The sequence below is a fragment of the Kitasatospora aureofaciens genome (assembly GCF_001188955.3).
GTDB lineage: Bacteria > Actinomycetota > Actinomycetes > Streptomycetales > Streptomycetaceae > Kitasatospora > Kitasatospora aureofaciens.
The window spans coordinates 274,607-297,813 of record NZ_JPRF03000076.1 but is presented as its reverse complement, the minus strand read 5'-3'; the positions used below and the strand labels follow the sequence as shown (position 1 = coordinate 297,813).

22 protein-coding genes are annotated in these 23,207 nt (G+C 72.7%); 12 read left to right on the top strand and 10 right to left on the bottom strand.

What is annotated here, in order from left to right; all coding sequences use genetic code 11:
• Positions 1 to 30 precede the first annotated feature (30 nt).
• Positions 31 to 1,095, bottom strand: a complete 1,065-nt coding sequence (locus HS99_RS36760; protein ID WP_046386844.1) for a LacI family DNA-binding transcriptional regulator — start codon at positions 1,093 to 1,095, stop codon at positions 31 to 33.
• A gap of 168 nt (positions 1,096 to 1,263) precedes the next feature.
• Between HS99_RS36760 and HS99_RS36755 the strand changes: the two genes are divergently transcribed.
• The 6 genes from HS99_RS36755 (at position 1,264) to HS99_RS36730 (ending at position 10,007) form a co-directional block, all read left to right on the top strand.
• Positions 1,264 to 2,553, top strand: a complete 1,290-nt coding sequence (locus HS99_RS36755) for an ABC transporter substrate-binding protein (RefSeq protein ID WP_030550928.1) — start codon at positions 1,264 to 1,266, stop codon at positions 2,551 to 2,553.
• A gap of 198 nt (positions 2,554 to 2,751) precedes the next feature.
• Positions 2,752 to 3,624, top strand: coding sequence for a carbohydrate ABC transporter permease (locus tag HS99_RS36750; protein ID WP_030283487.1), 873 nt, complete (start codon positions 2,752 to 2,754; stop codon positions 3,622 to 3,624).
• 3 nt (positions 3,625 to 3,627) lie between these two features.
• On the top strand, positions 3,628 to 4,557 hold the full coding sequence (locus HS99_RS36745) for a carbohydrate ABC transporter permease (protein ID WP_078938869.1): 930 nt from the start codon (positions 3,628 to 3,630) through the stop codon (positions 4,555 to 4,557).
• A gap of 41 nt (positions 4,558 to 4,598) precedes the next feature.
• On the top strand, positions 4,599 to 5,864 hold the full coding sequence (locus tag HS99_RS36740) for a glycoside hydrolase 5 family protein (protein ID WP_030550932.1): 1,266 nt from the start codon (positions 4,599 to 4,601) through the stop codon (positions 5,862 to 5,864).
• A gap of 38 nt (positions 5,865 to 5,902) precedes the next feature.
• Positions 5,903 to 8,944: an alpha-mannosidase gene (locus tag HS99_RS36735; protein ID WP_030550933.1), complete on the top strand. Its 3,042-nt coding sequence runs from the start codon at positions 5,903 to 5,905 to the stop codon at positions 8,942 to 8,944.
• 130 nt (positions 8,945 to 9,074) lie between these two features.
• Positions 9,075 to 10,007, top strand: coding sequence for an ROK family protein (locus HS99_RS36730; protein WP_030283479.1), 933 nt, complete (start codon positions 9,075 to 9,077; stop codon positions 10,005 to 10,007).
• A gap of 170 nt (positions 10,008 to 10,177) precedes the next feature.
• On the opposite strand, the gene HS99_RS36725 is transcribed toward HS99_RS36730, so the two are convergent.
• The 6 genes from HS99_RS36725 to HS99_RS36700 form a co-directional block, all read right to left on the bottom strand.
• On the bottom strand, positions 10,178 to 10,573 hold the full coding sequence (locus HS99_RS36725; RefSeq protein ID WP_030283477.1) for a DUF2267 domain-containing protein: 396 nt from the start codon (positions 10,571 to 10,573) through the stop codon (positions 10,178 to 10,180).
• Between the two features lie 240 nt (positions 10,574 to 10,813).
• A complete protein-coding gene (locus HS99_RS45540; protein WP_050366938.1) occupies positions 10,814 to 11,389 on the bottom strand; it encodes an acyl-CoA thioesterase in 576 nt (191 codons plus the stop codon).
• Positions 11,386 to 11,697 (bottom strand): hypothetical protein, encoded by a 312-nt coding sequence (locus HS99_RS45535; RefSeq protein ID WP_030283473.1) that lies wholly within the window; start codon positions 11,695 to 11,697, stop codon positions 11,386 to 11,388. Before HS99_RS45535 ends, HS99_RS45540 begins: the two co-directional genes overlap by 4 nt.
• A gap of 266 nt (positions 11,698 to 11,963) precedes the next feature.
• Entirely contained in the window at positions 11,964 to 12,923 is a 960-nt protein-coding gene (locus HS99_RS36710) for a DUF6528 family protein (RefSeq protein ID WP_030283470.1), read from the bottom strand.
• A 78-nt stretch (positions 12,924 to 13,001) separates the two neighbouring features.
• Positions 13,002 to 13,499 carry a flavoprotein gene (locus HS99_RS36705; RefSeq protein WP_050366937.1) on the bottom strand — a complete coding sequence of 166 codons (498 nt, stop codon included), beginning with the start codon at positions 13,497 to 13,499 and terminating at the stop codon, positions 13,002 to 13,004.
• Positions 13,500 to 13,633: 134 nt separating this feature from the next.
• Entirely contained in the window at positions 13,634 to 14,119 is a 486-nt protein-coding gene (locus HS99_RS36700) for a cysteine/serine endopeptidase inhibitor (protein ID WP_046387311.1), read from the bottom strand.
• A 277-nt stretch (positions 14,120 to 14,396) separates the two neighbouring features.
• On the opposite strand from HS99_RS36700, the gene HS99_RS36695 reads away from it, so the two are divergent.
• The 3 genes from HS99_RS36695 (at position 14,397) to HS99_RS36685 (ending at position 15,827) form a co-directional block, all read left to right on the top strand.
• The gene (locus HS99_RS36695) at positions 14,397 to 14,603 is read left to right on the top strand and encodes a hypothetical protein (RefSeq protein ID WP_030283463.1); all 207 of its coding nucleotides are present in this window, start codon (positions 14,397 to 14,399) and stop codon (positions 14,601 to 14,603) included.
• Between the two features lie 118 nt (positions 14,604 to 14,721).
• Positions 14,722 to 15,375, top strand: a complete 654-nt coding sequence (locus HS99_RS36690) for a 4'-phosphopantetheinyl transferase family protein (protein ID WP_030283461.1) — start codon at positions 14,722 to 14,724, stop codon at positions 15,373 to 15,375.
• A 68-nt stretch (positions 15,376 to 15,443) separates the two neighbouring features.
• A complete protein-coding gene (locus HS99_RS36685; RefSeq protein ID WP_030550937.1) occupies positions 15,444 to 15,827 on the top strand; it encodes a barstar family protein in 384 nt (127 codons plus the stop codon).
• A gap of 66 nt (positions 15,828 to 15,893) precedes the next feature.
• Here HS99_RS36685 and HS99_RS48030 read toward each other — a convergent pair whose 3' ends face one another.
• Positions 15,894 to 16,580 carry a polysaccharide deacetylase family protein gene (locus tag HS99_RS48030; protein WP_107083571.1) on the bottom strand — a complete coding sequence of 229 codons (687 nt, stop codon included), beginning with the start codon at positions 16,578 to 16,580 and terminating at the stop codon, positions 15,894 to 15,896.
• A gap of 561 nt (positions 16,581 to 17,141) precedes the next feature.
• Here HS99_RS48030 and HS99_RS36675 point away from each other — a divergent pair.
• Both HS99_RS36675 and HS99_RS36670 read left to right on the top strand, forming a co-directional pair.
• Positions 17,142 to 18,713 carry a CehA/McbA family metallohydrolase gene (locus HS99_RS36675; protein ID WP_043387642.1) on the top strand — a complete coding sequence of 524 codons (1,572 nt, stop codon included), beginning with the start codon at positions 17,142 to 17,144 and terminating at the stop codon, positions 18,711 to 18,713.
• Between the two features lie 272 nt (positions 18,714 to 18,985).
• A complete protein-coding gene (locus tag HS99_RS36670) occupies positions 18,986 to 19,474 on the top strand; it encodes a hypothetical protein (RefSeq protein WP_050366936.1) in 489 nt (162 codons plus the stop codon).
• Between the two features lie 33 nt (positions 19,475 to 19,507).
• Here the strand turns inward: HS99_RS36670 and HS99_RS36665 are convergent, their stop codons facing one another.
• Positions 19,508 to 20,017, bottom strand: a complete 510-nt coding sequence (locus HS99_RS36665; RefSeq protein WP_030550943.1) for a DinB family protein — start codon at positions 20,015 to 20,017, stop codon at positions 19,508 to 19,510.
• Positions 20,018 to 20,455: 438 nt separating this feature from the next.
• Here HS99_RS36665 and HS99_RS36660 point away from each other — a divergent pair, with 438 nt between their 5' ends.
• Positions 20,456 to 21,271, top strand: a complete 816-nt coding sequence (locus HS99_RS36660) for a class I SAM-dependent methyltransferase (protein ID WP_030283446.1) — start codon at positions 20,456 to 20,458, stop codon at positions 21,269 to 21,271.
• Between the two features lie 563 nt (positions 21,272 to 21,834).
• Here HS99_RS36660 and HS99_RS44365 read toward each other — a convergent pair.
• Positions 21,835 to 23,016 carry a hypothetical protein gene (locus HS99_RS44365; RefSeq protein ID WP_141763888.1) on the bottom strand — a complete coding sequence of 394 codons (1,182 nt, stop codon included), beginning with the start codon at positions 23,014 to 23,016 and terminating at the stop codon, positions 21,835 to 21,837.
• Positions 23,017 to 23,207 lie beyond the last annotated feature (191 nt).

Here is a 23,207-nt window from a genome sequence, read left to right as displayed (position 1 = left end):
GCGGGCCGGACCCCCCTCGGCGCAGCGAGGCTAAACCGGTTCAGAACCCGTGTCAACGAATCGCGCAGCAACCACACCCACCGGTGACGGCGGCGAGGTGGACTCCCGTACGGTCAGCCGGGGCGTGGGCATCTGCAGGTCCCGCCCGGGCCCGGCTCCTTCCACCGCCTCCAGCAGGCTGCGCGCGACCTGCTCCCCGAGCGCGAAGGTGTCCCGGCTGAGCGCGGTCAGCGGCGGGTGGACGATCCGGGCGAGCACCGAGTCGTCGAAGGAGACGATGGACAGCTCCCCGGGCACCGCGACGCCCATCTCCCCCGCCACGCCGAGCCCGGCGACGGCCATCACGTCGCTGTCGTAGACGATCGCGGTGGGCCGCCCGGCCCTGGAGAGCAGCGTACGGGTGGCCGCCGCGCCCTCGGCGTCGCTGAAGTCGGTGGGCACCGACACCGCCTCCAGCCCGAGCCGGCGCGAGGCGTCGCGCAGCGCACGGATCCGCCGCTGGGTGTGCTGGAAGTGCGGCAGCCCGGCGAGGTGGGCGATCCGGCGGTGCCCGATGGCGGCCAGGTAGTCGACGATGGAGAGCATCGCCTCCCGGTCGTCGGCCCAGATCCGCAGCTGGTTGCCGCCCTTGCCGGGGCCGCCGAGGACGACGGCGGGCAGCCCGAGTTCGTCCAGCACCGGCAGTCGCGGGTCCCTGACCTGCAGGTCCACCACGACGAAGCCGTCGACCCGGTGCTCGGAGGCCCAGCGCCGGTAGACCTCGATCTCGGCGGCGGTGTCCTCGACGACCATCAGGTGCAGCGCCACCGAGCTGGCCGAGAGCACCGCCTGCAGCCCGGAGAGCAGGTGGCTGAAGAACGGCTCGACGCCGATGGTGCGGGCGGGGCGGGCGATCACCAGGCCGACGGCGTCGGACCGGGCTCCGCCGAGGGCGCGAGCGGCGTGGTGGGGCCGCCAGTTCATCTCCTCGGCGACCCGCAGGATCCGCTCCCTGGTCTCCTCGCTGACGCCCGGTCGGCCGTTGAGCGCGAAGGAGACCGCGCCCTTGGAGACCCCGGCCCGGCGCGCGATGTCGGCGATCGTCGGTCTGCCCACGGAATCCGACTCCTTCTCTTGACAGCCAAGTTTAGGCCGGAGCATAGTCCCTGCCAGAGCTAGACCGGTTTAGTAGTCGTCTCCGAAACACGACCCGACCGAAGAACCCACCCACCCACCCCCGAGCTCGGCGCGATCCCCACCCACCCGCAGGACCGGGAGACCCTCATGCGAAGAATCTGGGCGGCACTGACGACGACGGCCCTCACCGCCGCGGCCCTCACCGGCTGCGGACTCGGCGCCGGAGACAGCAAGAACAGCGACAGCGTGGCGAGTGCGGCCGCCACCGGCGAGGTCAAGGGCAAGGTCTCGATCCAGACCTGGGCGCTCAAACCGAAGTTCACCGACTACATGCAGGGCGTGATCGACGGCTTCAAGAAGAAGTACCCCGGAGTCGAGGTCGACTGGCTGGACCAGCCCGGCGAGGGCTACTCCGACAAGGTGCTCAGCCAGGCCGCCTCCGGCACCCTGCCCGACGTGGTCAACCTCCCGCCGGACTTCGCCTTTCCGCTCGCGAAGAAGGACGTCCTGCTGGACGTCGCCAAGGCCGACCCCAAGCTCGCCGACGAGTACGTGGCCGGCGGCGTGGAGGCCTACCGCTACAACGGCTACCAGGGCACCTTCGGCTACCCCTGGTACCTCAACACCGATGTGGACTACTGGAATTCCGACCTCCTCGGGAAGGACGGCCTGGACCCGAAGAAGCCCCCGACCAGCCTCGACGAACTCATCGCCCAGGCCCGGGTGATGAAGGAGAAGTCCGGCGGCCAGGACTACCTGATGAGCCGCAAACCCGGCCTCGGCGACCTGTACGACATCGGCGTGAAGATCATGGCCGACGACGGCAAGTCCTTCACCTTCAACACCCCCGAAGCCGCCGCCTTGCTCGACAGGTACCGCGACGCCTTCAAGGAGGGCCTGATGCCGAACGGGGTGCTCACCGACACCTACGCCGGCAACTCCAAGCTCTTCAGCGCCGGCACCGTGGCCTGGACCACCGGCGGGGGCAACTACATCACCAGCCTCGCCACCGACAATCCCACCCTCGCGCCGAAGGTCGTCGCCTCCCCCGCGATGGGCACCCCGCCGCTGTACGTCCAGGGCCTGTCCATCCCCAAGAGCACCAAGAACCCGGCCGCCGCGGTCGCCCTCGCCCGCTGGGTCACCAGCCCCGAGAACCAGGCCGCCTTCGCCCACCTGACCAGCGTCTTCCCGTCCACCAAGGCTTCCGCGAACGACCCGTTCTTCAGCAGGAGCGACGGCACCAACGCGGGCAACGCCAAGGTGATCGCCTTCGACTCGCTCGCCAAGGCCAAGCTGATCCAGCCGGTCGAGGTGGACGACGCCATGGGCACCGTCGTCAAGCAGCAGTTCGCCCTCGCCATCAGCGGCCGGAGCAGTTCCAAGCAGGCCCTGGACACGGCCGTCGCGCAGTGCGACAAGCTCCTCAAGGGCTGACCCCACCACTCCCGGAGCCCCTACCGGCGAAGCGGCGGGCCTCCCCGCACCCGCCGCTCCCGGGGAACGACCCGACCCCGGGGTCCCGGGCCCGTACCGTTCCCGGCCCGTACCGTTCCCGGCCCGTACCGCCCGAGGCCCCCACGCGGTCCGCACCTCCCCGGCCACGGGACGGCCCCGCCCCAGGAAGGCGACAGCATGACCCACCGGCGTTGGTTCACCCCCTGGCTGCTCGCCGGGCCCGCGATACTCTGGCTGGCCGTCTTCAACCTCTGGCCGGCCGTCAACACGGTGATCCTCTCCTTCACCAACGCCAAGCCCATCGGCGGCGGCCGGTTCACCGGCCTGGAGAACTACGGCCGCCTGCTCGACGACGCCCAGCTCGCCGACGCCCTGCTCAACAGCATCGTCTTCATGCTGGTCTGCCTCCCCCTCCTCACCGTCCTCCCCCTGCTGCTCGCCCTGCTCGTCCAGCGCCGCATCCCCGGCATCACCTTCTTCCGCACCGCCTTCTACACCCCGGTGATCGCCTCCGCCGTCGTGGTGGCGCTGATCTGGGGCTGGGTGCTGGACGACCGGGGGCTGGTCAACGGCCTGCTCGGGCAGAGCGGCCTCAGCCGCTCCCCGGTCCCCTTCCTCACCGACCGCTGGCTGCTGCTGTTCAGCGCGATCGCCCTGACCGTCTGGAAGGGCCTGGGCTACTACATGGTCATCTACCTGTCCGCCCTCGCCAACGTCCCGCGCGAACTGCACGAGGCGGCGGCCGTGGACGGCGCGGGCCCGCTGAGCCGCTTCCGGCACGTCACCCTCCCGGGGGTGCGCCCGACCATGGTGCTGATCTCCGCCCTCATCTCGGTGAGTTCGCTGCGCGTCTTCTCCGAGCTCTACGTGCTCTCCAACGGCCTGGGCGGCCCCGGCGGTCGCGACATGTCGGTGGTGATGCTGATCCAGATGTACAGCCGCGGCTTCAACGGCCACCTGGGCTACGCGTCCGCGCTCAGCCTGCTGCTGTTTGTCGTCACCCTCGGCCCGATGCTGTTCCTGCTGCGGCTGAACCGGAAGGCGGCCTGACCCGTGACCACCGCCCGCGAACCCGGAACCACCGCCGGTACCGAGCGCGCTCGCACCAAGCCCGTTCGCACGAAGCCCGCTCGCACGAAGCCGGCACGCGGCTTCAACACCCCCTCCCCCGCCCGGACCGCGGCCCGCTACCTGCTGCTCGTCCTCGTCCTGCTCCTGGTGACCGGCCCCTTCCTGTGGCAGCTGTCCACCTCCCTCAAGGGCGCCACCGAGGACGTCTACTCCCGCACCCCGAGCTTCCTGCCCGACCATCCCACCATCGGCAACTACGGCCAGGTCGCCGACGCCATCCCGGTGTGGACCTACGCCCTCAACTCGGTGATCGTCGCCGCCGTCTGCATCACCGGCAACGTGGTCGGCTGCACCCTGGCCGGCTTCGCCCTGGCCCGGCTGCGCTTCCGCGGCGCCAAGCTGGTCCTCGGCCTGTTCCTGGCCACCCTGGTGCTGCCCGGCGAGGTCACCATCGTCTCCCAGTACGTGCTGGTGCGCGGCCTCGGCCTGGCCGACAACCTGCTCGGTGTCTCCCTGCCCGGGGCGATCGCCATGCTCAACGTGCTGCTGATGCGCACCGCCTTCGCCGCCGTGCCCGCCGAGTTGGACCAGGCCGCGCTGGTCGACGGCGCCGGCGTCTGGCAGCGGCTGTGGCACATCGGCCTGCCGAACGTGCGCGGCATGCTCAGCGTGATCGTCATCTTCACCTTCATCGGCGCCTGGGACGACTTCCTCTGGCCGCTGATCGTGCTCAACGACCCGCAGAAGTACACCCTCACCGTCGGGCTCCAGTACCTCGACGGCACCTTCTCCGCCAACCCCCGGCTGATCGCGGCCGGCACCATGATCGCCTTCCTGCCGATCGTCGTGGTGTTCGCCCTCTGCCAGCGCTTCTTCTTCAAGGGCGTCGAGGAGGGAGCCGTCAAGGGATGAGCCCACCTCCCCTACGCCACCGCCCAGTTGAGGAAGCCCCCGTGACCACCACTCCGCAGGCTCCGCGTTTCGGCGTCAACTACACCCCCAGCGCCGGCTGGTTCCACCACTGGCTCGACTTCGACCTCGACGCCGTGCGCGCCGACTTCGACTCCATCGCCGCCCTCGGCCTGGACCACGTCCGGGTCTTCCCGCTCTGGCCGCTGTTCCAGCCCAACCGCACGCTGATCCGCCCGCGCGCCGTCGAACAGCTGACGGCCCTGGTGGACGCGGCCGGCGAACGCGGCCTGGACGTCGCGGTGGACGGCCTCCAGGGCCACCTGTCCAGCTTCGACTTCCTGCCGTCCTGGACGCGGACCTGGCACCGCCGCAACATCTTCACCGACCCCGAGGTCCTCGACGGCCAGGCCGCCTACCTGCGCACCCTCGCCGGGGCGCTGCGCGAGCGGCCGAACTTCCTCGGGATGACGCTCGGCAACGAGATCAACCAGTTCTCCGGCGGCCCGCACCCCGACCCGGACGAGGTCACCCCCGCCGAGGCCGAGGCCTGGCTGCGCCGGATGCTCGCCGCCTGCGAGCGGGGCGCGCCCGGACGGCTGCACCTGCACGCCTCGTACGACGCGGCCTGGTACCTGGACGGGCACCCGTTCACGCCCTGGCACTCGGCCCGCCTGGGCGCCGCCACCGCCGTGCACTCCTGGGTGTTCAACGGCACCGCCCAGCGCTACGGCCCCCACTCCACCGCCACCGCCCAGCACGCCGCGTACCTGGTCGAGCTGTCCAAGGCCTGGGCCGACGACCCGGGCCGCCCGGTCTGGCTGCAGGAGGTCGGCGCGCCCGCGCCGCACATCACCGCCGAGGACGCGGCCCGGTTCACCGGCGCCACCGTCGACGCCGTACTGGACTGCCCGGACCTCTGGGGCGTCACCTGGTGGTGCTCCCACGACGTGGACCGCTCGCTCGCCGACTTCCCCGACCTGGAGTACAGCCTCGGCCTGTTGACCACCGAGCGGGCGGTCAAGCCGGCCGGCGCCCGGCTCGCCGGAGCCGTCGCCGAGGCCCGCCGCGACTGGCAGCCGCCCCAGCCGCGCAGCACCGCCGTGGTGGTCGCCACCGGGGACGAGGTCACCTCGCCCCGCCGGGCGGTCTGCGGCCCCGGCGGCCCGGTGTACGAGGCCTTCATGCACCTCGCCGAGGCCGGCGCCCGGCCGACCACCGTGCTCGCCGAACGCGCCGGGGACCGGGCGCACCTGGCCGCGCGCGGCATCACCGAGGTGGTCCGCCCCTCCGACGTACGTTCTCTCTAGTCAGCGCTGTCCCTCGCCACGCAACGGAGCCTGCCGACATGCACGATGACCGCACCCTCGTCGAGTCCCGCCTCAAGCGCGTCCTGGAGGAGCGCATCCTCCCGGCGGTCTACCCCGAGTCCGTCCCGCTGGAGGTCGGCATCTGGACCGCCCCCGGCGAGCCCGTCCCGGTCGCCGAGGGCCTGGCCGCCCCGCGGACCCCGATCGCGGTGGGTGACGCCTGGGGAGCGCCCTGGGGCACCAGCTGGCTGACCGTCTCCGGCACCGTGCCCGAGGCATGGGCGGGCCGGACGGTCGAGGCGCTGATCGACCTCGGCTTCGACGCCAACATGCCCGGCTTCCAGTGCGAGGGCCTGGTCTACCGCCCGGACGGGAGCCCGGTGAAGGGGCTCAATCCGCGCAACCAGTGGGTGCGGATCGCCGCCCCGGCGGCAGGCGGCGAGCAGGTACTGCTGCACGTCGAGGCCGCCGCCAACCCGGTCATCCTGGACTACCACCCCTTCCTGCCCACCGAGTTGGGCGACCGGGAGACGGCCGGGAGCCGGCCCCGGTACAGCCTGGCCCGGATGGACCTCGCGGTCTTCGACGACACGGTCTGGCAGCTGGCGCTCGACCTGGAGGTGCTCGGCGAGCTGATGGCCGAACTGCCGGTGGACGGCGCCCGCCGCTGGGAGGTGCTGCGCGCGGTGGAACGGGCCCTGGACGCGATCGACCTCCAGGACGTCAACGGCACGGCAGCGGCCGCCCGTTCCGAGCTCACGGCAGTGCTCGCCGCGCCCGCCGTGCCGTCCGCGCACCGGATCAGCGCGATCGGCCACGCCCACATCGACTCGGCCTGGCTGTGGCCGCTGCGCGAGACGGTGCGCAAGGTGGCCCGCACCACCGCCAACATGACCGCGCTGCTGGAGGACGAGCCGGACTTCCTCTACACCATGTCCCAGGCGCAGCAGTACGCCTGGATCAAGGAGCACCGCCCCGAGGTGTACGCGCGGGTCCGCAAGGCGGTGGCCGAGGGCCGGTTCGTACCGGCCGGCGGAATGTGGGTCGAGTCCGACACCAACATGCCGGGTTCGGAGGCGATGGCCCGCCAGTTCGTGCACGGCAAGCGGTTCTTCCTGGAGGAGTTCGGGATCGAGAACCACGAGGCCTGGCTGCCGGACACCTTCGGCTTCACCGGCGGCCTGCCGCAGATCATCCGCAACGCGGGCTCCAAGTGGCTGCTGACCCAGAAGATCTCGTGGAGCCAGGTGAACAGGTTCCCGCACCACACCTTCCTCTGGGAGGGCATCGACGGGACCCGCATCTTCACCCACTTCCCGCCCGTGGACACCTACAACTGCTCCATGAAGGGCAGCGAAATCGCCCACGCCGCAAAGAACTTCAAGGACAAGGGGGTGGCCCGGCACTCTCTCGCGCCGACCGGCTGGGGTGACGGCGGCGGCGGGACGACCCGTGAGATGGTCGCCAAGGCCGCCCGGCTGCGCGACCTGGAGGGTTCGGCCACCGTCCGCTGGGAGAAGCCCGCCGAGTTCTTCGCAAAGGCCGAGGCCGAGTACCCGGACCCGCCGGTCTGGGTCGGCGAGCTCTACCTCGAACTCCACCGGGCCACCCTGACCAGCCAGGCGAGGACCAAGCAGGGCAACCGGCGCAGCGAGAACCTGCTGCGCGAGGCCGAACTCTGGTGCTCCACCGCCGCGTTGCGCACCGGCGCGACGTATCCCTACGAGCAGCTGGACCGGATCTGGAAGACCGTGCTGCTGCACCAGTTCCACGACATCCTGCCCGGCTCCTCGATCGCCTGGGTGCACCGCGAGGCGGAGGCCACGTACGCGGCGCTGGCGGAGGAGCTGGAGGGGCTGATCGGCGCCGCCCAGCAGGCGCTGGCCGGGGCGTCCGGGGGCGGGCGCGAGCTGGTGTTCAACGCGGCGCCGCACACCCGCTCGGCTGTCCCGGCGGGCGGGGCGGCCGTGGTGGCCCCCGCGGCGGCGGAGTGCACGGTGGCCGAGCGGCCCGAGGGCGGCTTCACCCTGGACAACGGCCTGCTGGAGGTCACCGTCGGCGCGGACGGCCTGATCAGCTCGGTGGTCGAACTGTCCAGCGGCCGGGAGGCCGTCGCCCCCGGCAGCCGCGCCAACCTGCTGCAGCTGCACCCCGACTTCCCCAACATGTGGGACGCCTGGGACGTCGACCGGTTCTACCGCAACACCGTCACCGACCTGACCGGCGTGGACTCCCTCACCGCCGCCGCCTCCGCGGGCAGCGCAGCTGTCCGCGTCGCCCGCTCCTTCGGCTCCTCCACCGTCGTCCAGACCCTCACCCTGCGGGCCGGCGAGCAGCGCCTCGACATCGACACCGAGGTCGACTGGCACGAGACCGAGAAGTTCCTCAAGGCCGCGTTCCCACTGGACATCCACACCGAGCGCTACGCCGCCGAGACCCAGTTCGGCCACCTCCACCGGCCCACCCACACCAACACCAGCTGGGACGCCGCCAAGTTCGAGGCCTGCAACCACCGCTTCGTCCACCTGGAGGAGCCCGGCTGGGGCGTGGCGCTGGTGACCGCCTCCACCTACGGCCACGACGTCACCCGCACCGTGCGCCCGGCCGACGGCGGGACCACCACCACGGTCCGCTTCTCGCTGCTGCGCGCCCCGCGCTTCCCCGACCCGAGGACCGACCAGGGCGCGCACCGCTTCCGGCACGCGCTGGTGCCCGGCGCGGCGATCGGCGACGCCGTCCGCGAGGGCTACCGGATCGGCCTGCCCGAGCGGCGGGTCACCGGGACCGCCGAGCGCGTCGCGCCGCTGGTCGAACTGGACAACGACGCCCTGGTGGTCAGCGCGGTCAAGCTCGCCGACGACCGCAGCGGCGACCTGGTCGTCCGGGTCTACGAGGCGGGCGGCGGCCGAGCCCGCGGCCGGCTCACCACCTCCTTCCCACTGGCGGGTGCCGTCCCCTGCGACCTGCTGGAGCGGCCCTGGGACGGCACCCGCGGCGAGGTGTCGGTCGAGGACGGCGCGGTGCGGCTGGCCCTGCGCCCGTTCGAGCTGGTCACCCTGCGGCTGAGCGCGGCCCGCTGACCGACGGACCCGGCCCGTCGACCGGCGTACCCGACCCGTCGGTCGGCCGGCCCGCCGACCGACGTACGGTAAAGGCGCCCCGGCCCCGCGCGGCCGGGGCGCCGCCCCTGCGACCCTCCTGGAGCCCGCCATGCCGCTCACCCCTCTGTTCGCCGCGGTCGACATCGGCGGCACCAAGATCGCCGGGGCACTGGTCGACGGCGACGGACGGCTGCGGCACCGGCTCCAACTGCCCACACCGGCAACCGAACCCGGCGCGGCCGTGCTCGCCGTCGTGCACAAGGTTCTGGACCAGCTCGCCGGTACGCCCGACTGGTCCGCCGTAACGGCCGTCGGCATCGGCAGCGCCGGCCCGGTCGACCTGGCCGACGGCACCGTCAGTCCGGTCAACATCCCCGGCTGGCGCGGCTTCCCGCTGGTCGCCGAGGTCACCGCGCACCCGGCGGTGGCCGCCCGCTACCTGCCCGTCCGGCTCGCCGGGGACGGCGTGGCGATGGCCGCCGCCGAGCACTGGCAGGGTGCGGCCCGGGGCGCCGACAACGCGCTCTGCCTGGTGGTGTCCACCGGCGTCGGCGCCGGGCTGGTGCTGGACGGGGCCGTCCGGCCCGGCCCGAGCGGCAACGCCGGGCACCTCGGCCACATCACCGTCGACCTGGACGGCGAGCCCTGCCCGTGCGGCTCCCGCGGCTGCCTGGAGGGCCTGGCCAGCGGCACCGCGATCGCCCGCCGGGCACTCGCCGACGGCTGGCGGCCGCCGGGCGAGGACCGCACCGCCCGCGCGGTGGCCGTGGCGGCCGCCGGGGGCGACCCGGTCGCGCTGGCCTCCTTCGACCGGGCCGCCCAGGCGCTGGCCGCCGGGATCGCCGCGACGGCCGCCCTGGTCGACCTCCACCGGGTGGTGGTCGGCGGCGGCGTCGCCGCCGCCGGGGAGGTGCTGTTCGCCCCGCTCGCCCGCCATCTGGACTGCTACGCCGCCCTCTCGTACGTCCGCGGGCTGGACGTGCGCCGCGCCGAACTCGGCACCGACGCCGGGCTGATCGGCGCGGCCGCGCTCTGCCGCTGAGCCCTGCCGGTCCCGGGCCGTACGGGCCGCGGGGCGACTTGGCGGGCCGCCGCGGCGCCGCACGGCAGCTGCCGGCCGTCGGCCCGGAGGCGGACCGATCGGCAGGCTCCTGCACCGGGTTGACCGTGCCCCGCGAGGGCGGCCGGGTCCGGCAGCGGCGTCCGCCCGGCTCAGGCCGGCAGCGGGTGCCCGAACAGCAGGTCGTAGCCGTCGGGCAGTTGCTCGATCACCTGGTCGATCAGCTCCCCCGGGACGAGGTCGGCCACGGTGCTGAGCACCGCCCCGATGTCCCACTGCGCCGTCGCCGGCGTCGCCCCGTCGATCCAGCCGACCACCGCCTCCACGAAGCGCTCGGCGGTCAGTGGCTCGGCGGCCGGCTGGGCGTCCCGGAGCAGCGAGGCGTACGTCCCGGGCAGCGCGTCGGCGAGGGCCAGCCGCTCCGCGCCCACCAGGTGCTCGCCCAGCAGGCCGAGCACGACCCGGGCGGCGTGGTCCGCCTCCGCCTCGCCCCGGTACTCACCGCGCTCCACGACGCGGGCGAGGAAGTCCTCCCAGGAGATGGTCATCGTGTTCTCCTTCCGGTCGGCGGAACCGGACCGGGCAGCGGCGGTCGATGGTCGGTGGGGCCTGCCGCGTCGCAGCCCGTGACCGCCGGGGGACGTACCGGTTCCCGTGCTGCTCAGCGTACTGCGGTCCGGCCGGGCCGGGACCACTGCCCGGGCGTGGACCGGGACCGGTCGGACGGATCGACGCCGTTGTCGACCACGCCGCCGGCCCGCACCGTCACCTGCGCGGGAACCCCCAGGTCAGCCCACCGAGGCGCGCACTCTTCTGCGCGAGCCGCGCGACGCACCCACCCCCGCACCGGAACGAGCCGCCGTCCGCTGGGCCGGCGCCATCGGCTGCGCGACGGCGACCACGGTGTCGCGACGCGTCGGGTCCGGCACCCGGCCGACGGCCGGGTCCGACATAAACGCCGACAGAAAGCGCCGCTCGCTCTGGCTGAGTTTGCGCGAGCGACCGGATTCCCGGTCCCGCGCGACCACCACGGTCCGCGCCCGCATAAAGGTGAGCGGCTCGCGACAGACATTCACCTCGACATGGGCGGAACTCCGCCCGATGCGTTCCACGGTCAACCGTACCGACAATGGCTCGGGGCGGTGGTGCAGCTGTTCCAGATAATCGATCTCGTGTCGGGCGATAATGAACCCGGAGGGGAACAGGGATTCCCGCACGGCGGTCGCGTGGTGGCAGAACAGGTCGTAAATCCCCTCCTGGATGTAGCCGACCAGCCGGGCGTTGTTGATGTGCCCGTTCTCGTCGACGTCGCTCCACCGGGTGGGGCACGACAGCACGTGCACGCCCGGGTACAGCGCGCTCACTGCTGCGTCAGCCCGGCGCCGGCCCCGGCGGGGAGCAGTGCCCGCTGCAACCTGGCGTAGTAGCCGGAGTGTTCGGCCGCCATCCGGGCGGCCGTCCAACCCTCCTCGGCGGCTTCGGCGGCCGCCTGGACGACCAGGCTGTCGAGCGCCACGTCGACCGACCGGCAGAGTTCGGCGACCGCGGCCAGACGTTCGGTGACATCGGCCGCACCGGCCGCGTTTCGGGCCGGAAAGGCCGCCAACGATTCGACTGCGAGCTGCAGGTCGTCGACGACGTCCGACCGGATCTCCTCCGGTGAGTTCCGCATTCTTTTCTCCAGGACCAATTCGGGCCGTTACGGCCCGGTAACTGACGTTCGAATACACCGCGATCGGTGCCGGCCCCCCGACGCCATCGACGCTATCCCAGTCGACGCGGGTCCGCAGAAGGTTTTCGGACGGTGACGGGAAACTGACTTCCATCGGAGTAGTTTGCGGGAGTACACAATATGCCCCGTCAGCCGAACGCGGTAAGCAGAACGGGTGGTATCGCCGACCCGCCGAGCAAGATCGACTACTGCCCGTCACAAATCTGCTACCGGGCTCCCCACCACCGCGCCTTGTACAGGAGGGTGCCGCGCAGGATCCGCACTCCCTCCGGCCGGTGCAGCCGGATCACCGAGGTGCACCAGTCGCACGGCGCCTTGTGGTCGGGCGCCACGGTGAGCAGCCGGCCGGTGCCGGGCTCGTCGCCGATGCTCTTGACGTCCCGCTCCGCCGCGGGATCGGCCAGACGGACGGGCGTGAAGCGGTCGGCGGCCGGGTCGTACTGCCACAGGCCGCGCAGCGTGCTCAGCCAGAACCGGCCGGGCGCGGCCCGCACCGGCGCGAGGTCGTGGCCGCCCACGTCCGGCAGCGGGACGGTGCGGACGGCGGTCAGCGTGGGTGCGGCCGGGGTGCCGCCCACCCGCAGCGCGACCAGCGCCCCGCCCCCGAGCGCCCAGAGCAGGCCGGACCGCCCGTCGAGAGCCACCCCGTGCGCACCGGGCAGCCCGAACTCGGTGTACGCCGTGGCACGCGGCCCCTGCGAGGCCGCGTACAGCCGCACCCAGCCGCTGCTCGCCACCACCGCCACATTGCCGTCCGGGAGCAGCTCGATGCTGTGCGGGTTGGCCCTCGGGCCCAGGTCCGCCGCCCAGCGGGTGCGGCCGGTGGCGGTGTCGACCACGGCGGCGAGCCCACCGCCCGCGGTGGTGAGCAGGTAACGCCGGCCCCGCAGGGTCCGGCTCTTCGCCTCGTCCGGATTCGACCAGCTGCGGGCCGGCGAGAGATCGGCGACGTCCGCCGCCCGGTCCGCGGACCAGGACCACACCACCGGCAGCCGGTCGGGCCCCTGGTAGGCCATCAGCTCCCGACCGCCCAGCAGCACGAACACCCGGCGGGAGCCCTGGTCCGCGACCACGACCCGCCACCTCGACGACCCGGCCTCCGCCCGGCCCGCGGGCGCGCAGAGCAGCAGGGCCAGGCCCAGCGCGGACAGCGTTCTCCTCAGCACATCCCCACGCTGTCGGCTTCCCGGCCGCCCCGCAGCCCGGCTCGGCCGAACGGCGCCCTGGCGTGGGCAGCCGCCCCGTCAGTCCTCCAGGAGCTCCAGCACCCGCGTCCAGCTGTACGCCCCCGGAGCGAACTCCGCGATCCGCACCCCCATCCCCCGCAGCCTGGTCAGACTCTCCCCGTACGCCGGATGCGCGGCCTGGGCCGCGCTGAGGCACGGCTGGACCGCCACCGGAATCCCCCACCCGTACGACTCGCAGAGGATCCCGAGCGCGAGGGTGTCCGAGATCCCGGCGGCCCACTTGTTGATCGTGTTGAAGGTCGCCGGAGCCACCACGAGCGCATCCGGATCCGGCAACGGTCGAGGCTCCCCGGGCTTCCGCCAGGCCGAGCGGATCGGGTACCCCGTCTGCCCCTCGATCGCCGCGACGTCGATGAACCCCATGGCGAGTGGCGTCGCCACCACCCCCACCTCCCACCCCCGCTCCTGCGCCGCCGAGACCAACTCACCCACCCCACCGGCAACCCCGGCCGCACACACCACGACGTACAGCACCGGCTTCCCCGCCACGGCCATCTCCCCGACTCCCCTCAACCCACCGGAACAGCACCACCCGCCATCCAGTGTGCCCGCGCCGTTCCGCAGTCGCGCACGGCCCGGAGCCCGCCCCCAGCTACGACCGGGGGCGGGCACGGCGGCTGGCGGGAACGTCAGCCGATGGTCGATCCGGTGACCGGTTCGGACAGCGAGAGGGTCTTGCCGTTCGCCCCGGACCTGACGAACTGCCAGGTGAGGCCGTTGATCACGCCCTTGCTCAGCGGGGCCAGCTTGGCGAATGCGGGCTGGCTGAGGTCGATGTGGGTGGAGTCACAGGACGGACACTGGTCCTTCACCGGGACGGTGACGGTCTTGCCCTGGTACGTGACCTTGACCGAAATGCCCTTGCAGAGAGGGTCGTTGTTGGGGTTGGCGGAGGTCCACCAGGTGTGGGAGACGGCGACCAGCATCTGGTCGGAGGCGTTGATCTGGGTGCCGCAGGCGCCGTAGCCGGCGTCGTTGTAGTAGGTGGCCTTCCCGCTCATGGGCTTGTTGACCGGTATCGCGGCGCTGGCGGAGCCGGCGGTCAGGGCGATGAGGGCGGCGGCCGCGAGCGGGGCGCCTGCGAGGATCCTGAGGTTCGTGCCGATGGCGCGCATGGTTCGTTCCCTCCGGTTCGACGAACCGGGCTAATCATGGGCATGACAGGCCGAAGTAGCCAAAGTTGCACCGCAGTTGGACGATCCGAATCGCCGATGCCCGCCCGGTGAAGGGAACGTATGCGTTCCACCTCGGCATGGTCCAGACCTCCCGGGTGTTGTCATGAACACAAGGCAAGGATCTTTACCAATGCCGCCGAAGGAGCGAAGATACGTGACCGCGCCACCACCCATGGCGTTGACGGGGCGTCATCCCGCTCGCTCCGGAGGCCGTCCCATGCGCACCACACTCGCCGCCGCCCTGCTCCCCGGCTCCGCCCTGACGCCGATCCTCGCCGTCTCCCCGGCGGCAGCGGCACAGACGACGGTGCCGCGCGCGGTGAACCAGGGCTACAGCATCCCGGTCGGCGGCATCACCGATCTCGGCGCGCTCCCCGTCCTCGGCAGCCTCGGCCTGGACTTCGCCCGCCTGCTCGGCCAGTAGGGGGCCGCACCCAGGCCGAACGGCCCCCGATTCGGGAAGATCACGAACCGGCACCACCCACTCGGGTTACGCTCGACCCGCGCGGCGCGCCGCCGCGCTGTCGACCGAGGGGGAACGCGTGATCGGGGACCTGCTGCCGGACGTCGTGGTGACCGAGGTCGCCTACCACGACCCGTCCGAGGCCCGGCTGGAGCCGGCCGAGGAGGAGGTGATCGCCCGGGCCGTGGACAAGCGCCGCCGCGAGTTCACCACCGTGCGCCACTGCGCCCGCACCGCCCTGGCCCGCCTCGGCATCCCGTACCGCCCGCTCGTCCCCGGCCTGCGCGGCGCGCCGAGCTGGCCGGACGGCGTTGTCGGCAGCCTCACCCACTGCGACGGCTTCCGCGCGGCCGCCGTCGCCCGCGCCGGCACCCTGGCCTCGGTCGGCATCGACGCCGAGCCCGCGCTGCCGCTGCCGGAGGGCGTCCTGGAGAGCATCGCCCTGCCCGTCGAGCAGGAGCGGCTGGCCGCGCTCGCCACCGAGCGCCCGGGCACAACGTGGGACCGCATCCTGTTCAGCGCCAAGGAGTCGGTCTACAAGGCCTGGTTCCCGCTGACCGAGCTGTGGCTGGACTTCCACGAGGCCGAACTCGACCTCTCCCCCGACGGCACCTTCTCCGCCCGCCTGCTGGTCCCCGGCCCGGTGGTCGGTGGCCGACGCCTGGACGGCTTCGACGGCCGTTGGGCGGTCCGCGACGGGCTGCTCGCCACCGCGATCGCCGTCGCGCCGTAGCCGCAGCCGCCGCCGTTCATCGTGGGACCGCGGCCGCAGCCGAGTCGCCCGGGCATATCCTCGACCGCGTGACGGTGACTTATGTGATCGACGGCTTCGAGATCGACACCCTGGAGGACTTCTGGGACGTGGTCGGGCAGGCGATCGGCGTCGACGGCTACTTCGGCCACAACCTGGACGCCTTCGCCGACTGCCTGGGCGGCGGCTACGGCACGCCGGACGACGGCGACTACGTCATCGAGTGGCGCCACCACGAGCTGTCCCGCCGCCGGCTCGGCTGCCCGGAGACCGTCCGGCAGCTGGAGCTGCGGCTCGCCAGGGTCCACCCCACCAACCGCGAGCAGGTCGCGGCCGAACTGGCCGCCGCCCGGGCCGGCAAGGGGCCGACGGTCTTCGACTGGCTGGTCGACATCATCGAGGAGCGCCACCCGGGCGGCCTCCGCCTGGCCTGACGCTCCCCGGCGGCCTCCGTCCGGCCTCACGCCCCGGCGGCCTCCGACCGGCCTTACCCCCGGCGGCTACATCACGTCCGACAGCCGGACGAACCGCCGACCCGCCGCCAGCAACCCCGGCACCGCCGCCGCCACCCCGGGGGCGGTGCCGCCGCCCGGGCGGTTCATGTGCCCGATGACGACCGCCCCGGGCGGTGCCGACGCCACCTCCTGCCGCACCTCCGAGGCCGGGAGCGTCGCCCCGCCGTCCCCGTTCACGCTGAACCCCACCACGCGTTCGCCCAGGTCGGCGACGACCCGGGCGGCGACGTCGTCGTAGTGCGCGGTACCGGAGCGGAAGAACCTCGGCGGGTGACCGAGCAGCCCGGTCAGCTTGTGGGCGTTGCCCACGACCTCGTCGTACACCTCGCCGACCCCGCCGGTGCCGGCGATCCCGTACGCCGAACGGCCGGTCACCGAGAGCGGGCGGTGGACGGTGCCGTGGTTGCCGATCTCGAACAGCCCGTCGGAGGCGAGATGCTCGAAGACGTCCGGGTTGGCGTCGATCCAACGGGCGTTCAGGAACAGCGTGGCCGGGACCTTCCTCTCGCGCAGGAAGTCGATCAGGTCGGCGTCGTAGCCGTTCCCACCTGGGCCGCCGCAGGCGTCGAAGGTCAGCGCCGTCGCGCGCTCGCCCTCCGGCAGCTCGGTGATCACCCCGGAGACCCGCAGCCCCCACTCGGTCGGCGCCAGGGCCCCGTAGCGCTGGACCATCCCGGCCCGGCTCGGCTCCCGCGCCGCCGCCGCCGTCGGCGCGGCAGCGGAGGCCGTGGCCGACGAAGCGGCCGACGGAGTGGCTGACGCACCCGCAGACGCCCCCACAGACGCACCCGCCCCCGTCGCGGACTCGGCGGACACCGCCCCCGAAGCGGACGCTGTCGGCGAGACCGCCCCTTCGCCCTCCGCGCCCCGCATCGCCCGGCACCCCGCCAGCGGGCCCCCGGCCGCCAGGGCCGCCAGCAGCGTCCGCCGACTCAGTGCCACACCAGCCTCCCGACCGACCCATCGCCACCTGTCATCCGAACCGACCACGTGACTATGAACCGACCATCCGTCACTCTCCGCAACTCGCCCCGCCGCTGCCCGGACACCCTTCACCGACCCGCCCCACCCCGGTGAGCCCCGCCTCACCCCCGGTTCACCCCCCGGGGTAGACGAGCCGGCGAACCCGCCCGCCCCAGCCCGGAGGCACCGATGCCCACCGACCCAGTCGACCCGGCCCGCGCCACGGACCCGCCACGCTCCACCGGCCCGACGCACCCCGCCCGCCACGACCTGCCCCGCCGCGACCTGCTCCGCACCGGCCTCGCCACCAGCGCCGCCACCACCCTCGGCCTCGCCGTCACCACCGCGACCGCCGGCCCCGCCCCAGCAACGCCCGCCCAGCCCCCACCCAACGGCGACCGCACCCTCACCCTCACCGGCCGCCTCCCCACCGGCGCCCCCGACTTCGTCCTCCTCCCGGTCGAAGTCCCCGAGGGCGTCCGCGAGATCGCCGTCTCCTACCGCTACGACAAGCCGCAGGTCCCCGCCGGCACCCCCGGCAACTCCTGCGACATCGGCATCTTCGACGAGCGCGGCACCGACCTCGGCGGGGACGGCTTCCGCGGCTGGTCCGGCGGCTTCCGCACCGAGTTCGCCCTCTCCCGGGGCGCTGCCACCCCCGGCTACCTCCCAGGCCCGATCAACCCCGGCACCTGGCACATCGCCCTGGGCCCGTACCAGGTCGCCCCGCAGGGCCTGGACTACCACGTCCAGGTGACCCTCCGGTTCGGCGCGCCGGGGCCGGAGTTCACCCCGCACTACCCGCCGGAGCGGGCCCGCGGCCGCGGCCGGGCCTGGTACCGGGGCGACTGCCACCTGCACACCGTGCACTCCGACGGGCGTCGCCTGCCCGAGGAGGTGGCCGCCGGTGCCCGGGCGGCCGGCCTGGACTTCATCGTCTCGACCGACCACAACACCAGCTCCTCGCACGCCGTCTGGGGCCCGCTGGCCGGCCCCGACCTGCTGATCGTCACCGGCGAGGAGGTCACCACCCGCAACGGCCACTGGCTGGCCCTGGGCCTGGAGCCCGGCCGGTTCGTCGACTGGCGCTACCGCTCCCGCGACGAGGAGTACCCGCGCTTCGTCCGCCAGGTCCACCGCTCCGGCGGCCTGGTGGTGCCCGCGCACCCGTACTGCCCGTACGTCGCCTGCCAGTGGAAGTTCGGCTACGAGCAGGCCGACGCCGTCGAGGTCTGGAACGGGCCCTGGACGTACGACGACGAGTCGGCCGTCGACACCTGGGACTCCGGGCTCGCCGTCGCCCTGCGCGGCGGCAACGGCAACAGCGGCCGCTCCTGGCTGCCCGCCATGGGCAACAGCGACGCCCACAGCGACCCGCAGGTCATCGGCCTGCCGCACAACGTCGTCCTCGCCGGGGACCTCACCCGGGACGCGATCCTCGACGGGCTGCGCGCCGGGCGCAGCTGGCTGGCCGAGTCCGCCACCGTCGAGCTCGACCTCACCGCCACCGGGAACGGCCGTCAGGCCGGCATCGGCGAGGAGCTGTCCGTCCCTGCTGACGCCCCGGTGGACGTCCGGCTCACCGTCTCCGGCGTGCCCGGCGGCACCGTCCGCCTGATCACCGACGAGGGGCAGATGCACCAGGAGTCGCTGCCCGCCGGCGGCTCCGGCACCGTGGTGTGGCGCACCACCGCCTCACTCGCCGCGTACGTCCGCGCCGAGGTGCGCCACCCGAGGGCCGACGGCACGCCCGGCAAGGGCAACTCGATGGGCGGGGACCTCCCCTGGGGCCCGATGGCCGCCCTCACCAACCCGATCGTCCTGCGCACCGAGGACCGCTGAGGGCCGCCCCCGGCCCACTCCCGCCCAGCCCCGCCCCGGCCGGGGACCTGCCAGGGACCTGCCGCGGACCTGCCCGGGACGGGGAGGGGGGACGACTCGGAGCACCCGTTTGGACTAGGTTGATCCCCGAAACGCATCAGTCGTAGGGACGAGGCGGTCGGCTGTCCGCATCCGGGCCGACCGGCTCCTTCGCACTCCCACCGTCTCGCCCCGGCTGCCCGACCGAACCGACCGACCCCGTCCGTCCCCGGCCCGCGAAGGGATCAGCAGCTGTGAACCGTACGACCGTAGGTGGGCCGGAGCTCGGGGGCGGCCGGGGCGCCGGGGGCGTCCTCCTCCTCGTCGACCCCTCCGGGGCCGGGAACAGCCCGGTCGCGGGGCTGCTCGCCCAGGAGCTGCACCCGAGCGTCCACCTGCGGACGGAGGACTTCCTCCAGGTCATCCGCAACGGCCAGCTGCCGCCGCACCTGCCCGAGGCCGCCCGCCAGAACGCCACCGCCCTGGCCGCCGCCGCCCAGGCCGCCTTCGCCTACGCCACCGGCGGCTACCAGGTCGTCGTCGAGTGCGCCGAGGCCCCGGCCTCCCTCGACACCTTCCGCCGCGAGAGCCGCACCACCGGCTCCGCCCTCCACTACGTCGTCCTCACCACCGCGGCCCCCACCACCCCGCACGAACTCGACACCACCCCCCTCACCCCCGACACCACCACCAAGTCCGTCCTCACCGCCCTCACCACCCGCACCCACCTCCTCGGCTGGTGACCGGGCGCGGGCGGACAGGCCCTACGCCACCCCCTACGCCCCGACCACGCCGTCGATGGCCTCGCGCAGGAAGTCGGCGTGTCCGTTGTGCCGGGCGTACTCGTGGATGAGGTGGAGCATCACCAGGCGCAGCGACACCTCGGCCTCCCAGCGGGGCTGGTAGCCGGTGACGTCGAGCGAGGGGGCGGCGAGTTCGATGCGTCGGGAGTGCTCGACCTCGGCCCGCCAGGCGGCGAAGGCCTCGGCACGGGTGGCCCCGGTCGCGTCGTAGGCCACCTGGTAGTCGCCGTCCTCGGACCAGACCAGCGGGACGTCCTCCCCGTCGATCACCCGGCGGAACCAGGTGCGCTCGACCTCGGCCATGTGCCGCACCAGCCCGAGCAGGCTCAGCGTGGACGGCGGGCTTGAGCGTTCCCGCAGCTGTTGGTCGGTCAGGCCCTCACACTTCATGGCGAGGGTCGCCCGGTGGAAGTCCAGGAATCCGCGCAGCATCTCGCGCTCGCCGCCGGTCAGCGACGGTACGGGTCGGTTGTCGGTGCTCATGGGGGGTGCTCCTCGTGGTCGGCGGTTCCCGGCGGACTGTAGCGAACGACGGGCCCGTCCCGACACCGCGTTTCCGAGCCCCGGCAGCCCCTTGATCGACACCCGACCCGTCGTCCCACACCGCTACGGCCGACCCCGAACCCCCACCGTCACGTACCGTGTTCGGACCGCCACCGGTTTGGGTACGTACCTCGGCGCGCCCGACCGCCGGGCGCCCACCGAGCAGGAGACCCGACGGCCCATGGACCACAACCACATCCCCCCGACGGTACGCCGGACGTACGGCGCCGACGATCTCAGTACCGCCCCCTCGTTGGGCGGCGGGACACCCTTGCACCCTAGCTGACCTGCTCTCATCCCAGAACCGGCATCACGAGACTCGTCCCACCCTGCTCCACAAAGCCCCCAACCACACGCCACCCCGAGGAATCGAAGGCCATGAACCAGGACCCCATCCCCCCGACCGTGCGCCGGACTTACGGCGCCGAAGATCTCTCCAAGGCGGCCAGCTTCGGCGGCGGATTTATCAACTTCGGTGACTGGCAGGGTATCGACCTCACCGCCCTCACCCCCGAGGACCGGGTGCGCAGCCAGGAGCAGTTGTACCGGCGGGTGCTGCGTGCCTTTCCGGAGCCGCGTGAGCGGCTGCGGCTGGCGGAGGTGGGCTGCGGGCGCGGGCTGGGTGCGGCCCTGGCGCTGCGGGAGTTCCGCTTCGCCTCGGTGACGGGCGTGGACATCCACCCGGACCAGGTCGAGCGCGCCCGCGCCGTCAACGCCCGCGCCCAGGCCACGTATCCGGACCGGCTCGCCTACACCATCGGCTCGGCCGACGAACTCCCGTTCCACGACGCCTCGCTGGACGGCGTCTACTCGGTCGAGGCCGCCCAGCACTTCCGCCGACTCTCCGGCTTCGCCCGCGAGGCCGCGCGCGTCCTGCGCCCCGGCGGCCGCCTGGTCGTCACCACCTTCTTCGCCACCCCCGGAGACGAGATCACCGAACGCCTCAAGCTCCTGCTCGCCAGCTTCGCCGACGGCCTCGACGTCCCCCACACCCTCAACGGCTTCACCACCGACCTCACCAACGCCAGCTTCACCGACGTCACCACCGAAACCATCGGCCCCGACGTCTGGCCGGGCCTCGACCGCTACCTCGCCGACACCGTCCCCACCGACCACTGGACCCGCAACTTCCTCCCCGCCTGGCGCCACGGCCTCCTCGACTACCACCTCATCACCGCCACCCGAGCCGCCTGACCCCGGCCATATTCCGCCACGGGCCTGTCCGCAATCACCTGGGACAGGCCCACACCGAACCAGGCACTTCACTGACCCACGCCCCTTGACCCCCAGCGGTCGAAAGGGGGTGACGGCTCGTCCGCTCAGTCCAGAACCCGCAGGTCAGGGCCTGCCACATCCAGGCCGCATGACGCCTGGTGCCACCTCATGACACCCAGTCCGTGAGAGGCGCGTGAGAGGTGGCAGACGACTGGAGCCCCGAGAGTGACGTGCCTCACAACTGCGTACGACTCGCTTCCGGCTGTTTCCGCCCGCCCGAGGACGGCCGGAGAACGACACGGTCGCAAACTTTGGTGGCGGCGATACGACATTCACCTGTCGCCGAGTTGATCGCGGCATTCGTAGACCGCCGCCCATCTCCAAGGTCCTCGCCACCCAGCCGGTCAGATCCTCTGTCGACGTCCGCTTGGATTGACACCCCCAGTTGTTCGGCTTCCGGAAGCCGGCCGGGAAGAACCACATTCCGCGTCCGATTGCCCCAGCGGCTTCGAGTGGCGCCGGGCGCGTGCACCGGGGGCAGATCAGCCGAGCTTCCAGAGCGTCAGCCCGCCGTGGTCGTCGACGGTGGTCCAGGAGCCGTCGCCGCGCAGCCGGGGCTCGGCGGCGAGACGGCCCCGGATCGCTCCGCTGGCGAGGTCGACGACGTACGGAATGTTCCACTCGTCGTCCTCGGTCTCGCCGGCGACGGTGATCACCGCAGTGGCGGCATCAAGGTAGCCGCCGCTCCACGCGATGTGGGGCTCTTCGACCTCGTCGTTGTCATCGGTGCTCCCGTCCTCGTCGGCTGCCGCGGGAGTCAGGAAGCGCTCGACGGCGAAGCGGCACAGCTCGGTGCCGTCGGGGAAAGCGTGGAAGACGGCGTCGTCCTCACCGTGTCCGACGGTCATGAACTCCCGCCCGTCGGGGGAGACATCGATCAGGCAACGGTCATCCCACGGGTAGGAGTGGACGCTGATCGCGTCTCCGTCCAGACGGCCGTGGAAGAGGAAGACGCCGTCCTGGCCTTCACCGACGTCCAGGAGCATGTGAATGCCGTCGGGGTGGGCCACCTGGTGGGCGCCCTGCCCGACCGTGGGCAGGGCGTATTCGGCGATCACCCGCCCGTCGGCGGCGTCCACGACCAGCCAGCGGTCTCCGCCGTCACCCCGGCCCAGCATGGCGTCCGGCCGAAAGATCCACACCTGCGAACCGTCCAGCGAGAAGGCGCAGTTGGCGAGCCCGATCGAAGAGTGCGCCGGCGGCGTGAAAGGGATCCGCCAGCGCACCGCGCCGTCGGCGTCCAGGCACATGGCCTCGTGCTGGGTGGCAACGACGACGCAGCCAGCGTCGGGCGCGAGAGCGGCGCCCCACGCGTCACGTGGGCGATCGCCCAGTCGGAACACCGCACAGGGCGCGACGGGCTCGTCGCCGGCAGCCGAGAAGTCCACCGCGAACAGAGTCCCGTCCAACGCCCACGACACCGGGCCGGGCCCGGACGGAACCACCGAGGCAACCGCTGGGGACGATGCCGTTTCCGGCGTCAACGGCTTGGTCGTGGCGATCGGTCGAACGGGCAGCAGCGTCATGGGGTGAAAGGTATCGGGCCGCCCCGACAGGCCAGGCCAGGCCAGGGGAGAATCCGGGTACACGGGGTGGCACGCAATGGCAGCATGCAGCCCCTGTCGGGAGCCGAACCGCCCGACCTGAGTGTCGTCGCCGTGCATGCAGTACACGGTCAGGGCGACGGTCGCCCGCAGCCAATTCGTCTCCGAGACGGCGATTGCGTACGAGCTGTCCGCTGGTGACCAGCCATCCGGCAGGTGACGCTCATGATGGATTCCTGGGCCGCCTCCACCTGCCGCAGGCATTTTCTCGGCGGCGGCGAAAATGAGATTTCGCGCTGTGCGGGATGTGC

Bases quoted from the DNA above. Each gene is read 5' to 3' on its own strand.
- HS99_RS36755 (WP_030550928.1), top strand. From the start codon at position 1,264: ATGCGAAGAATCTGGGCGGCACTGACGACGACGGCCCTCACCGCCGCG.
- HS99_RS36750 (WP_030283487.1), top strand. From the start codon at position 2,752: ATGACCCACCGGCGTTGGTTCACCCCCTGGCTGCTCGCCGGGCCCGCG.
- HS99_RS36735 (WP_030550933.1), top strand. From the start codon at position 5,903: ATGCACGATGACCGCACCCTCGTCGAGTCCCGCCTCAAGCGCGTCCTG.
- HS99_RS36730 (WP_030283479.1), top strand. From the start codon at position 9,075: ATGCCGCTCACCCCTCTGTTCGCCGCGGTCGACATCGGCGGCACCAAG.
- HS99_RS36725 (WP_030283477.1), bottom strand. From the start codon at position 10,573: ATGACCATCTCCTGGGAGGACTTCCTCGCCCGCGTCGTGGAGCGCGGT.
- HS99_RS45535 (WP_030283473.1), bottom strand. From the start codon at position 11,697: ATGCGGAACTCACCGGAGGAGATCCGGTCGGACGTCGTCGACGACCTG.
- HS99_RS36705 (WP_050366937.1), bottom strand. From the start codon at position 13,499: ATGGCCGTGGCGGGGAAGCCGGTGCTGTACGTCGTGGTGTGTGCGGCC.
- HS99_RS36700 (WP_046387311.1), bottom strand. From the start codon at position 14,119: ATGCGCGCCATCGGCACGAACCTCAGGATCCTCGCAGGCGCCCCGCTC.
- HS99_RS36695 (WP_030283463.1), top strand. From the start codon at position 14,397: ATGCGCACCACACTCGCCGCCGCCCTGCTCCCCGGCTCCGCCCTGACG.
- HS99_RS48030 (WP_107083571.1), bottom strand. From the start codon at position 16,580: ATGGTCCAGCGCTACGGGGCCCTGGCGCCGACCGAGTGGGGGCTGCGG.
- HS99_RS36665 (WP_030550943.1), bottom strand. From the start codon at position 20,017: ATGAGCACCGACAACCGACCCGTACCGTCGCTGACCGGCGGCGAGCGC.
- HS99_RS36660 (WP_030283446.1), top strand. From the start codon at position 20,456: ATGAACCAGGACCCCATCCCCCCGACCGTGCGCCGGACTTACGGCGCC.
- HS99_RS44365 (WP_141763888.1), bottom strand. From the start codon at position 23,016: ATGCACGGCGACGACACTCAGGTCGGGCGGTTCGGCTCCCGACAGGGG.